The organism is Novosphingobium sp. BL-52-GroH, from assembly GCF_044813085.1.
Taxonomy (GTDB): Bacteria; Pseudomonadota; Alphaproteobacteria; order Sphingomonadales; family Sphingomonadaceae; genus Novosphingobium.
In genome coordinates, this window is record NZ_CP171152.1 from 1129428 (window position 1) to 1141766 (window position 12339).

Sequence of the window (12339 nt, forward strand, 5' to 3'; positions counted from 1 at the left end):
TCCGACCTGACGGATTGGTACGGGAATGAAGACGACGAGGAAGCGCTACAGCGCGGATTTCAAGGCGAAGGTGGCGCTGGAGGCGATCCGGGGTGACCTGACGCTGGCGGAGTTAGCCGCCAAACATGGCGTGCACCATACGATGATCGCATCCTGGAAGCGGCAGGCCATCGAAGGGATGGCCGGCACGTTCTCCGGTGCGGGCGATGTGGCCAAGACCGCCAACGATAGCGAGCTCGAGAAGCTGCACGCGAAGATCGGGCAACTGGTCGTCGAGCGGGATTTTTTAGCGAAAGCCTTCGGTCGATGAGCGTGGATCGGAGGCGGGCGATGATCGAACCTGCTCACCACCGCTTGTCGATCTCTGCGCAATGCCGCCTGCTGCGGATCAGTCGTTCGTCTTATTACTACGCCCCGGTGCCGGAAACGGACGAGACGCTGGCGCTGATGACGGTGATCGACGCGACGTTTCTGGACTGCCCCTGGTACGGCAGCCGCCAGATGGCGCGGCACCTGCGGCGTGCAGGACATGAGGTCGGTCGCCGTCGGGCACGGCGGCTGATGGCGAAGATGGGGCTGACGCCGATCTACCAGCGGCCGCGCACCAGCGATCCCCATCCGCAGCACCGGGTCTATCCCTACTTGCTGCGCAAGCTGGCGATCGAGCGGCCAAACCACGTGTGGTGTGCCGACGTGACCTACATCCCCATGCGGCGCGGCTTTCTGTATCTGGTAGCGATCATGGACTGGGCAACCCGCAAGGTACTGGCCTGGCGGCTGTCGAACACCATGGACGCCGGCTTCTGTGTCGCAGCGCTGGAGGAGGCCCTGACCCGCTTCGGCAAGCCCGAGATCTTCAATACCGATCAGGGCAGCCAATTTACGTCGCACGCGTTCACCAGCGTGCTACGCGACGCCGAGGTCCGCATCAGCATGGATGGCCGAGGCCGGTGGATGGACAACGTCTTCATCGAACGCCTCTGGCGATCCTTGAAGTACGAGTGCGTCTATCTCCACGCCTTTGAGACGGGCTCCGAACTGCGGGCTGGCCTGGGCCGGTGGATCACCTATTACAACACCCAGCGTCCGCACTCGAGCCTGGCCGGGAGAACCCCACTCGAGGCCTATCGGCGGATCGGACAATCAGATCATGGGGGGCATGCCCCCCATGATCTGATGATCAAACAGGCGGCATGAACGATAACCGGGATTAGCTTAACTCAGCCGCCAAACTGTCCAAGAAGGCGGGACCACCTCACTACGAGCGAATCGGCCAGCATATGGATCTTGGTGTTCAGTCCGCCTGGGGAACGCCCCAGCGCATGATCGCACGCCCCCTTTTCCGGTCACCGCCTGCTGGTGCGCGCGAACGATAGTGCTGTCGATCATGAGATACTGCTTGTCCCGGTCGGCGGTCAGCGCATCGAACAACCGCTCCCACACGCCGGCATGGCACCAGCGGCTGAAGCGTCGGTGAACGGTCTTCCACTTGCCGTAGCGCTCCGGCAGGTCGCACCAGTGCACCCCGGAGCGCAATACCCACAGACATCCGTTCACGAACAAGCGGTTATCCGTGCCGGAGCGCCCCGGATCAGCCACCTTGCCAGGTAATAGCGGCGCGATGTTCGCCCACAGCACATCGTTCAACTCATATCGCTTCGCCACCATCTTCCGCTCCGTGCTCCAACACGGAACCCTATGAATCAGCGATTTGCCCGTTTGGAAATCCTGAATGTCGATCCGGCCTAGCCATAGGGGGTATCAGCAAAATTTAGCTCCCGGACGTGCACTCAGAAGAACCGAGGGGGATAGCCAGGTTGCGAAGAACACAAGGGGCCATTCCGGAGGCCCGATCGATAAGCAAGGAATGGGATTGTATTGCACCACCCGGTGCCCGAGCCGGAGCGGCGGGGTCGCCCGCAGCAGATTGATTTGAGCGAAGTCGTCAACACTGCCTTCCACCTTGCCCGATCGGGTTTGGTTGGCGGGCGCACCTATCCATCCGGGAACTTGGTTGACGGTCCGTAACTAATTCCGCGAACTGGTCTGCAGTTCCTTGTTCCACAATCCATGACGTCGCATAGAGTTGGGACAGAAAGCTTTAGAGACGAGAAGGCACTTCCAGCGCAGTCATAGCCAGTCAGTCGGCCAAGACTCCGTCCGCAGGGCACGGCGGTTGGGAAGGTTGTAGAATGCAAGCGGCCTTCACCTGCCCACACCACCTGACTCTTGCTGATGGACAACTGACCATCAGCGCCATGTCGATCAGCCCGGACTTTCAAACGCCCCTTGATAGCATTTGTCAGCGGTGGCAGTGAATGAAACATCTCGTCTTCGACGGTTCCTATGGCCACCTACCTTGAACTCGTTGTCGAGGTCATCTTCAACAGCTATCAGGGAGAGGACATTGAAGTGCTCCCACGCAGCCTGTCGTGGAACGTCGAATGATCCGATGGCGGTACCTCGCCAGGCAAACTCTAACCGCCTGCCAAAATCCTGGCCGCGCGCTTGGCTCGCTGCAACGCCGTAGGGCGGCGAATTGCCCATAGATCTTGGATATCCGGCTCGCTTCGCGCCGTCAGTTCGAAGAAGCGGCGGATGTCGGTCAGAACGGATTCGAGTCGTGCAGCTACCTGCGTCGGCGAATAAGGCATGAACCAGTCCGGCGACGGCGGCGATGGATGGCATTCTGCAACTGCACGCAACACCGCATCCACGTCCCAGGCCAGGGAATGGACGCGTATCTTCCGGCAATTAAATCCAGGATCGAGATAATCGGCAAGCGCATCGTTCACGCTAGAGAAGACTACGCAGCCATGCCCCATCGCCTCGAGCGGGGGCAGCCCGAAACCTTCGGTAGCTCCGACATCGACCCAGTGTTCGAGCGAATCGTAGAGGTAGACTTTCGAACGCCGGAACCAGGCAGACAGGTCGTCCACCCATCCGTCGAGGACCTGCACCCGGCATCGGTCGTGCAAGACGGGAACGAGTTGCTCCAACAGATAGCGGGAAGACTTGCGGACTTGCACCAGTACGTCGATGTCGCGAGGTGCGGACACGGCCTCACGGGGAAATTCGACCACATTGGGCACATGGGCGATGTACGAGTTCGGCGCGTGACGGCCCCAGTACGCCATGGTATGTCGGCTGACGCACAGGATCGGTACTTGTGATGGCATCGTCATGCCCCAGCCAGTACTGTGCGCAATGTAGAGCACGTCTCGACCATCAAGGCGCTCGAGCAGAGTCGCGATGTCCGGCCCCCAATGGATCACAAAGATGGGTTGCGGCCGCGTCGTCTCTACCGACAGCAGATCGTCTATGTGCAGCTGGCCCGCTATCCGCTCCCCATAATAGGCGATGCTTGCGAGGGTAAACCGGCTGCATGCTTCGAGAAATCGGATCTGCGCAGAGTTGCCGCCGACATCCATGCGATCGTGAGGAAACAGGAAGATCAACGGACGCATTGCGGCTCCATCATGGGCTGAGGACGAAAGGTTGCACGGCCTGCGCAATCGCCCGCAAGCGATCCACCGGACTTTCGTCATGTGCCAGTGCGCTTGTGCGGGCGGGTTTCCGGCGCGCAACCGCCTGTACGATGCGCTTGCCCACCGCTTCGTACAGGCTTGCCAGTGTCAGGCGACGGGCGTCGCGGTGAGTGGATGTCAACCAAAGAGCATGGAGCAGCCTGCGGCTCTTTAGCGCTGCAACGACGTCGAGGTGTAGCAACGCTCCTTCGAGATTGTCGCAACGCGCCTGCAATTGTGCCGCAAGGACCTCTCCTGCCTTGGGGTAGGCGCGGGTCGCCAGGAGCAACTCCTCCAGATCGGCGTGTGCCAGACGGTGCGAGATGGAACCCGCGTGCTTGCGATAGTAGTAGGTGGTTTGGGGAAGATAGAGATAGCGTGCGCCGGCAAGCAGCGCGCGCAGGACGATATCGAAGTCCTCGCCGATGCGCAGCCGCTCCTTGTATTTCATGTCGTGCGCCCGAAGGAAGTTTATGTCGAACAAGGGCTTGAGATAGCCCAGCGACGCGCTCTTCCCACCGATCATTCCGTGCGAGACGAATTCTGCAGCTTGGATGACTTGCGTATTGCGCCACCGCCGGCCCTGCGCGAAAGCCCTGGTCTTGAAGGCGACGCCCTCTTCGCGAAACTCCACCATGTTGGTAGCGCAGACTTCGGCGCCGCTCTGCGCCTGGCTGGACACAAGCCATTCCAGATGCCGTGGATGCAAGATATCGTCGGCGTCCAAGATCGCCGCGAAGCGTCCGCGCGCAGCGTTCAGGCTCGCGTTGCGTACCGCGCTCAGTCCCTTCCGTGGGCCTTCGAGCAAGCGTACGCGGGGATCACGATCGACATGGGCTCGTACGATCTGCGCGGTCCCATCGACCGATCCATCGTCTACCACGACGATCTCGATATCGGTCAGCGTCTGTTCGCAAGCGGACAGGATCGCCGCATCGATGAACGGGGCGGCATTGCGAGCGACGATCAGGATCGACACCAGGGGCGTGGTCATGGCGGCCTCGACAAGCGTGGAAATCGACAAGCGTGAGAACCGGCTTCGATGCCGGGAAGCTACACCGACGATCCTAGTCCAGCGCGTACGCGGGGTGAACGGCAACGACCTCCATTCCGGACCCAAAACTCCGGCCCTTGTCGCCGCATTGCCGTACGATACGAACGTCACCTGAGGGCTGAGGAGCCCGATCCGTCCTTCGACCCATCGTGCAAGGCAAGTCATGCCCTGATGATTGAGTTCCATCGAAACTTCGCAAGCAGGCTCCCGATCGCGGCAGCGGCGGGGGGCTGTTTTCTGGCGGGCCCGTTGGCGTTCAATGCTTTGGCCACGGCACCGCGGCCCGGCCATACGGCCCCGGCCTCTCCCGCCCAGGCTGTCGCGAAGGGCCAGTTGGGACCTCCGTCTTTCGACGAACGCTTTGCCACTTTCGATCGGAGCGCGGACCAGGCGCGCCCCCCCCGACCGCACCGCTGGCGCACGGTGTTCGGATATGGCGGGCCTGCTTCGGCCTCCAATCGCCAGATGTCGGCAGGCAGCTTCGCGTCCGATGCTAGCTTCGCGGGAGTGACGGCCTCGGGCCCGGGGAGGACACCGTTGGGGCTCGACCCGTTCATCCACAAGAGCGGGCGCCTGACCATCCTTGCACGGCAGACACCCCAGAAATTGCGCTCCATCGCCTGGAACAAACCCTATTATGGCGGTGCGATCACGACCAAGTTCAGTTTCGCGCAAAAATATGGCTACTTCGAGATCGAAGCCCGCCTCCCGCCAGGCAAGGGAATGTGGCCGGCATTTTGGCTGATGCCGGTGGAAGGCGCCTGGCCCGACGCTGGGGAAATCGACGTCGTCGAGGGCCTGGGCGATCCTCGCACGATCTTCTGCACCGTGATCGCGGGAAAACAGAAGAAGACCGTGCGGGTACGCCTGGCCTTCGACGCATCGGTGGACTTCCATCGCTATGGCGTGCTGTGGGGCGCTCGGACACTGGTGTGGTTCGTCGATCGCAAGCCAGTGGCCAGCGCGCCGACGCCGCCACCGCTCACCGTCGAGAAGGCTTACATGATCGCGAACCTCGCCATCGGCGGCGCCTGGGGCGGTTACCCCGACAAGACGACGCGGTTTCCCGGGCGCTACGAAATCCGCCGGATCACCGCCTGGCCTTATCCCGAAGGGCACGGTCGCCTGCCATAAGGCCCCACAACCGCTACTATTATTCTAACGACTTGAGTTGATTTGATTGCGCTGCAACATATGCGCGGTGCCGTCGACGAAGCTGGGTCAACAGAGTCCTGTTCGCCGGGAGCGCACGAGGGAACGGGATGTGAATGCAATGAATCACGAAGAGACGGCCGACCTGCCCTACCTGCGCAAGGTTGTGGGGGCGTCGATGGCAGGCACCATCGTCGAATGGTACGAGTTCTTCCTGTACGGAACCGCCGCCACGCTGATCTTCGGCAAGCTGTTCTTCCCAGCCACCGGCAACGAATTGGACGGCGTCATTGCCGCATTCGCAACCTATGCGGTGGGCTTCATCGCCAGGCCGCTGGGCGGCATCGTGTTCGGCCACATCGGCGACAAGATCGGTCGCAAGTCGCTGCTCCAGTTCAGCCTCATGCTGATCGGTTGCTCGACGTTCCTGATGGGCTGCCTTCCGACCTTTTCCGGGATCGGCTATTGGGCACCGGCCCTGCTGGTGACGCTGCGCTTCGTTCAGGGCTTCGCGCTGGGGGGCGAATGGGGCGGTGCAGTGCTGCTGGTGGCGGAGCACAGCCCGAACCGCAGCCGTGCGTTCTGGGGCAGTTTCCCCCAGGCCGGTGTACCCTTGGGCAATTTGCTGGCGACGATCGTACTGCTGGTCCTGTCAGCCACGCTTTCGGATGCGCAGTTTCTCGCCTGGGGCTGGCGTATTGGCTTCTGGTTGTCGGCGGTGATCGTGGGCATCGGCTATTACATCCGCACGCAAGTGGCGGACTCGCCGATATTCGAGGCGGCAAAGGCAGAGGCGGAAGAGCGCGCCGATGCAGGCTACGGCCTGGTCGAGGTTTTTCGGCGTTATCCGCGCGGCGTATTCACCGCCATGGGCCTGCGCGTGGGAGAGAACATTCTCTACTACATGGTCGTTACCTTCTCGATCACCTACCTTGCGCACATCGGCGTCAATACGACCAATATCCTGACGATGCTGTTCTGCGCGCATATCCTGCACGTCTTGGCGATCCCGGCCTTCGGCGCCATGGCCGACCGAATTGGGCGCCGGCCGATCTACATGCTGGGCGCGGCGCTCACCATGGCGTGGCCCTTCGTCGCCTTTCCCATGTTTTCGACGGGCAGCCTGGCAGTGATCCTGGCCGCGATCTTCATCGGCATGGTCGTGCACGCGCTGATGTATGCACCGCAGCCCGCGATCATGGCGGAAATGTTCCCTACCCGGATGCGCTACTCAGGCGTTTCGCTGGGCTACCAGGTTACCGCGATCTTCGCCGGATCCTGGGCCCCGCTGATCGGCACCGCGCTCCTGCGCGAGTACGACGACTGGCTTCCTATCGCATTCTACATACTGGGCGCCGGCGCGATCAGCCTGTTGTCGGCGCTCTGCATGACTGAAAGCAAGGGTGTGTCGCTGCTTGCGATCGACCGCGAGGATGAGCGCCGACTGGGTGCACCATCAGCCTGACCCGGGCACCCGGGATCGCGCCGGCACCAGGCGCGTCACGGGAAACCCGCCAAACCCGAGCGCGACGAAGAGCATGATGGTCGGTGCGATCAGCGCGGCGGGCCGGATCGGCTCGACCGGAGACTTGCTCAGTTGCAGCGCCATGTAGCTGAGCCAGAAACACGTAGCGAGTGAAGGCGTCAACACGAAGCGGCGCAGCAGCGCGACTATGCCGATGATCCAGCTCCCGACCATGACAGCAAGGCCTATGTAGCCGGTTTCCACCAGGGTCTGGATATAGCTGTTGTGAAAGGAGAACCCGGTGCTCTCCTGTCGCACGTCGAAATAGCGCCACAGGCCGATGGCATCGGGATTGGCCGGGTTCCAGAAGCCGTAGTACCCTACCCCCAACCACGGCCGCTGGGCGATGATGAAGTCCGCCCGATACCAGAGGTAACCACGCCCGGTGAGTCCGGAATCCTTGGCAGACATCTCCTGGACCATCGCCAGCAGGGGCTCGAAGAAAAGCCCGGCGAGCACGAAAATTCCCAGCAGACATGTTGCGAAGCCCAGCTTGAGGGCAGGTGACCACTGACGCAAAATCAGCAACCCGGCCAGAAGCCCGGCGGAAAGCGCCAAGGCCGCGACTGCACCGGCGGAGTGCGCGCGCAAGGTCGCCAGGACGCATGCCACCGCGACGCCGACTACGAGCGCGGCCAGCGCGAAGCTGCGCCGCTCGATGCAGGCGGCGAACAGGACCATGGCCAGGAGCACGGCTGTGCCCGAGGTGTCCGCGAAATAATTCTTGGCCTCTCCCCCGAGGCCATAAAGCGCCAGTGCGCCTCCGATCCCGTCGGGATGCGTATTCCCCGCGAGCACGGACGCGAGCGTGTAGCCGGCGTAGGCGACGAAGAAACCTGTCAGGACGGCACGCGGGCGCGCTGCCTGCGACAGCAGGAGCCCGGCAAAGGCAGTCAGCGTCATCTGCACCGCCGCGCGCAAGGTCACTGCCGGATAGACCGCCCATACCGCCGACAGCATCGCGAAAGCGGGGAATGCCAGTTGGACCCAGCAGCGACACAAAGCATCACGGCATTGTTGCAGCCTGACCACCGCATACAATCCCGCCAGCAGCAGGAAAACAAGACCGCCCATCATCCCCAGGCTGGCGGGAATGCGCGCGGACACGATGAGCGCGGCGAAAGCGCCGTCCTGCAGATCGCGGTCCGCGAGAGCGGCGGCAAGACGATTGCGCGGCGTCAGTGGCATGGCGAGCGTAGCACTCACTTCGACGTTCTCCACTTTGTGGCCCGGGCCTGCCACGGTGAAAGGGTGCCCGTGCGCACGCACGCCATTCTGACAACGACCTGTTGCGCCAATCGGCCCAGCGGGCGCTCCACCCGGTAGTGCACGCCGATACCGACTGCGGCCGCGCACGCCGTCGTCCCGACCATCAGGAGCGGTGCCGTGTGGGAGGTGACCAGCCCCGCCTTCATGGCAGCCAGCGTCCAGCTCTGGGTCACGAACGGGTGTGTCAGATAAAGCGCGTAGCTGGCATCTCCCAAGACCTGCACGGGGCGCCAAACGATCACCCTCCCCGCCTTCTCCGCGACCAGCGCTGCCAGAACCACGACGCAGGCGGGCGGCAGGGAAATCGGCCAACCACCGGGCAAGGGCCACCTGGCGACCACCACCAGGGCGAGAAGCCCCAGTCCCCCGGTCATCACGGCCCATCGTCCGGCGCGGCGCGAACCGGGCAGACGAGGGTAAATCCAGCCGATCGCCATGCCCGCCGCGAACTCCAGCAGGATCGGCTGGGTCAGAAACCGCAGCGCACCGGACAATCGCGCGCCCAGCACGAAATGCGCGGTAACGGCCAGGACGAGCAGCCCTATGCCGAAAGCCACCCGCCTGCCCGCGCCCGACACCGTGAGCGCAAACGCGAAGAGCATGTAGAACGCCATTTCGAGATTGAGCGACCAGCCCACGAACAGTAGCGGCCGCATGGTACCGTCGGCGCGCTCGTAAGGAATGAATGCGAGGGAGCGCGCCAGTGCGGGCCAATCCGCACGGGTGGTCCCGAGCACAGCCGGAACGGCCAGGGCCAGCGCGAAGACGATGAGCGTCAGGAACCAGTACAGGGGCGCTATGCGCACGATCCGGTTGACGAAAAACGCACCCGGGGAAACATACCGGCGCGACGTTGTATGGACCATGATGAAGCCGCTGATGACGAAGAACAGGTCCACGCCCACGGCGAATGGATCGAAGAACCCTCGCCCCAGCCCCAAGGGAGTGCCCTGCACTTCCAGGTGGACGACGACGACCAGTAGTGCCGCCGCCGCACGCAGGGCTTGTATGTTACGAAGCATCCGCCTTTGAAGCCCCCGAAGCCGCGGCACGCCTGGTGCCACGGCTTCGATACAGGGCCCCGGCGGCTGGGTCGACCGGACCGCCGGGAAGACTGCTTCATTCTGGATTATGTTGTGGCAATCAGGCCATCAGGCCGATCGTATTGCCGTAGTCGACGGTGCTCAGGAAGCTGATGTCCGAGACGTCGAATTGGGCATCGCCCATCAGCGTGATCTTGTCCGCGCCGATCGATACCACGGTCGATGTCGCTGTGTGGCTGATCGATACCGCGCCCGTCTTCACGCCGACCAGGACGAGCTTGTCCATGCCGTGCTGGAAGTCGGTCACCGTATCCTTGCCATAGCCTGCGGCAAAGACGAAGGTGTCCGCACCCGCGCCGCCGGTAAGGGTATCATCGCCCGCACCGCCGTTGAGCACGTCGTTGCCCAGCCCTGCGTCGAGCAAGTCGTTGCCGGCCCAACCGAACAGCTTGTTGGCAGCGTCGTTGCCGTAGATCTTGTTCGCCAGCGTATTGCCGGCGCCATCGATCGCGGCGCTGCCCGTCAGGCGAAGGATCTCGACGTTGGCAGGTAGCGTGAACTTGACCGAGGACGAGACTGTGTCGTTCCCCTCGCTGGCCTGCTCGATGACGCGCTCGCCGACCTGACCGACGATATAGGTGTCGTCGCCCTTGCCACCTACCAGGGTGTCGAGGCCGCCGGCACCATCGAGGTAGTCGTTGCCGGCGAGGCCGGTCAGGATGTTCACGCCGGCGTTGCCGATGATGCGGTTGTCTTCCGCATTGCCGGTGCCGTTGATGTTGCCCGTGCCGCCCAGGCGCAGGTTCTCCACGTTCGCGGTCAGCGTATAGGTAACCGTGCTGTTGACCGTGTCGACACCTTCCTTGGCCACTTCGACGACCCTGACCGTGGAACTGTTGACGACGTAGATGTCGTCGCCCAACCCGCCGTAGAGCGTGTCCGCACCGCCGTTGCCGTCGAGGTAGTCGTTGCCCGCCAGGCCCCTGAGCACGTTGACCGCGCCATTGCCGGTCAGGCGGTTGTCGAGCGCATTGCCGGTGCCGTTGATTGCGGCCTCGGTGGAAAGCGACAGGTTTTCGACATTGTCAGGCAGCGTGTAGCTGACGCTGGAAATGATCGTGTCGGTTCCGCCACCCGCCGCCTCGACGACCTTATCGGCAGTCGAAGTGACTCGGAACGTGTCGTTGCCGGTGGTGCCGGTGTAGGTCTTGCCGGTCGCGGAAACGACGGTCGAAGGCTGCGGCGTGGGGGTCACGGGCGTGGTGGTGGCAGGCGTCGACGTAACGGGAGCGGTCGTGACCGGCGTCGCGGTCGCCGGCGCATAGACTGTATGCGTGCCGTTGATCGTGGCCGAAACGGTGTCGGCGGTGCGATAGGCCCGCACGTAGTCCACCTTCATCTCGCCCGTGCCGGTGGTCGCATCCGCCGCGCCACCCCAACTGCCGTTCCCGCCGACGGCCAGGTTGACGAGCATGTACATCTCCTTCTTCATGACTGCGGGCGTTTCCTGCTGCGCCACCGCCACGCCGTCGATGTAGTAGATGACGCGATCGGCATTCCAGTCGACGCCATATGTGTGGAACTGCGTGGTATCGAGCACCGCGCGGTCCTGCGCCATGGTGTTCTTGCCGTTCTCCGAGCCGTGCGTGGTCAGGTAGACGACGTTGGGGTCCTTCCCCAGCATCTCGAACACGTCGAGTTCGGGTGGCCAGGTGTTGTCGGTGGGCAGCAACCAGAACGCAGGCCAGAAACCCTGTCCGGCAGGCAGCGCGGCTTTGATCTCGAAGTATCCGTACTGTTGTGCGAAAGTGAACTTGGTCGTCAGCAGGCCGGAAGTGTAGGTATGTCCGTCGATATAAGGCAGCACGTCGGCAGAAGCCGGCGCGGCCGTGATCGTCAGCACGCCGTCCTTGATCGTGAACGGGTTGACGCCGAGCGCCTTCTTGCCGGTTCCGGCCCAGTCGGAGTCCATGTAGACTTCGGATTCGGTCTTCAGGGTGCGGCTGGCCACCGAACCGGGGCCGCCGTTGCCATATTCGGTGCGCCAGGTGCCGCCCTTGGAATAGAGGCTGAGCGAGTTGAAGTCGTCGCCGAAGTTCAGCGTCAGTGCCGAACGGTTGATCTCGTAGCTGAAGTCGGACGCGACCAGACTAGTGGCCTTGACGCCGCGCAGGATCAGGTCCTCGCCGTTGCCGAAGTGCAGCACCGTATCGGCGCCCACCTGCTTGGCGGCGGACTGGATCTGCCCGAAGCTGGTCACGCCGTAACCGCCGAACCGGATCTTGTCGACCCCGGACGCGAAGTCGACGATCGCGTCGCTGCCGTTGCCGGCAGTGACGATGAAGGTGTCCGCCCCGGCGCCACCGATGAGCACGTCGTTGCCTGCGCCGCCATTGAGCTGTTGCGCGTATTCGTTGCCGATGATGACGTTGTCCAGGGCGTTGCCGCCGCCGTACCAGGAGCCATTGCCCTCGAGGATGAGGTTCTCGAAGTTGGCGCCAAGGATGTGATAGACCGACGAGCGCACGGTATCCACGCCCTCGCCCGCGGCCTCGAACACCTTGTCCTTTTCGGAGGAGATTATGTAGGTATCGTCACCCAGGCCACCATAATAGCTGTCGCCCCCGCCATAACCGCGCATGACGTCGGCTTGAGCCGTGCCAATGATGACGTCCGCAGAAGACGTTCCAATGAATGTCTTAACAGCCGAAGACGATGAACCCAGTAATTTGCCATAGGCATTCTTATAGGAAAAAGCCATTATCTAAA

General features: G+C 62.8%; 8 protein-coding genes and 1 pseudogene. 3 read left to right on the forward strand and 6 right to left on the reverse strand.

The annotated features are described in order from the left end of the window. The first annotated feature begins 25 nt into the window (after positions 1 to 25). Positions 26 to 1197 (forward strand): IS3 family transposase gene (locus ACFFDA_RS17980; RefSeq protein ID WP_404482156.1). Its coding sequence is split into 2 segments (ribosomal slippage): positions 26 to 290 and positions 290 to 1197, totalling 1173 coding nucleotides; the frame shifts between segments, so codons are not numbered across the junction. Positions 1198 to 1265: 68 nt separating this feature from the next. Here ACFFDA_RS17980 and ACFFDA_RS17985 read toward each other — a convergent pair. The 3 genes and pseudogenes from ACFFDA_RS17985 to ACFFDA_RS17995 all read right to left on the reverse strand — a co-directional run. Further along, a pseudogene (locus ACFFDA_RS17985) lies at positions 1266 to 1668 on the reverse strand (IS5 family transposase); the annotation flags it as partial. 809 nt (positions 1669 to 2477) lie between these two features. Further along, a complete protein-coding gene (locus tag ACFFDA_RS17990) occupies positions 2478 to 3467 on the reverse strand; it encodes a hypothetical protein (protein WP_404482157.1) in 990 nt (329 codons plus the stop codon). Positions 3468 to 3477: 10 nt separating this feature from the next. Continuing rightward, positions 3478 to 4521 carry a glycosyltransferase family 2 protein gene (locus tag ACFFDA_RS17995; protein WP_404482158.1) on the reverse strand — a complete coding sequence of 348 codons (1044 nt, stop codon included), beginning with the start codon at positions 4519 to 4521 and terminating at the stop codon, positions 3478 to 3480. A gap of 597 nt (positions 4522 to 5118) precedes the next feature. Here ACFFDA_RS17995 and ACFFDA_RS18000 point away from each other — a divergent pair. Both ACFFDA_RS18000 and ACFFDA_RS18005 read left to right on the forward strand, forming a co-directional pair. Then, on the forward strand, positions 5119 to 5715 hold the full coding sequence (locus ACFFDA_RS18000) for a family 16 glycosylhydrolase (RefSeq protein ID WP_404482159.1): 597 nt from the start codon (positions 5119 to 5121) through the stop codon (positions 5713 to 5715). A 139-nt stretch (positions 5716 to 5854) separates the two neighbouring features. Further along, positions 5855 to 7198, forward strand: coding sequence for an MFS transporter (locus ACFFDA_RS18005; RefSeq protein ID WP_404482160.1), 1344 nt, complete (start codon positions 5855 to 5857; stop codon positions 7196 to 7198). Here the strand turns inward: ACFFDA_RS18005 and ACFFDA_RS18010 are convergent. From ACFFDA_RS18010 to ACFFDA_RS18020, 3 genes are all read right to left on the reverse strand, one after another. Further along, a complete protein-coding gene (locus ACFFDA_RS18010) occupies positions 7190 to 8464 on the reverse strand; it encodes an O-antigen ligase family protein (protein ID WP_404482161.1) in 1275 nt (424 codons plus the stop codon). The genes ACFFDA_RS18005 and ACFFDA_RS18010 overlap by 9 nt on opposite strands. Continuing rightward, complete coding sequence (locus ACFFDA_RS18015) at positions 8461 to 9549, reverse strand: acyltransferase family protein (protein WP_404482162.1); 1089 nt, start codon at positions 9547 to 9549, stop codon at positions 8461 to 8463. Before ACFFDA_RS18015 ends, ACFFDA_RS18010 begins: the two co-directional genes overlap by 4 nt. A 121-nt stretch (positions 9550 to 9670) precedes the next feature. Beyond that, on the reverse strand, positions 9671 to 12331 hold the full coding sequence (locus tag ACFFDA_RS18020; protein WP_404482163.1) for a family 16 glycosylhydrolase: 2661 nt from the start codon (positions 12329 to 12331) through the stop codon (positions 9671 to 9673). Between the last annotated feature and the right edge of the window lie 8 nt (positions 12332 to 12339).

Coding starts and splice junctions, on each gene's coding strand:
- ACFFDA_RS17990 (WP_404482157.1), bottom strand. CDS start 3,467: ATGCGTCCGTTGATCTTCCTGTTTCCTCACGATCGCATGGATGTCGGC.
- ACFFDA_RS17995 (WP_404482158.1), bottom strand. CDS start 4,521: ATGACCACGCCCCTGGTGTCGATCCTGATCGTCGCTCGCAATGCCGCC.
- ACFFDA_RS18005 (WP_404482160.1), top strand. CDS start 5,855: ATGAATCACGAAGAGACGGCCGACCTGCCCTACCTGCGCAAGGTTGTG.
- ACFFDA_RS18015 (WP_404482162.1), bottom strand. CDS start 9,549: ATGCTTCGTAACATACAAGCCCTGCGTGCGGCGGCGGCACTACTGGTC.
- ACFFDA_RS18020 (WP_404482163.1), bottom strand. CDS start 12,331: ATGGCTTTTTCCTATAAGAATGCCTATGGCAAATTACTGGGTTCATCG.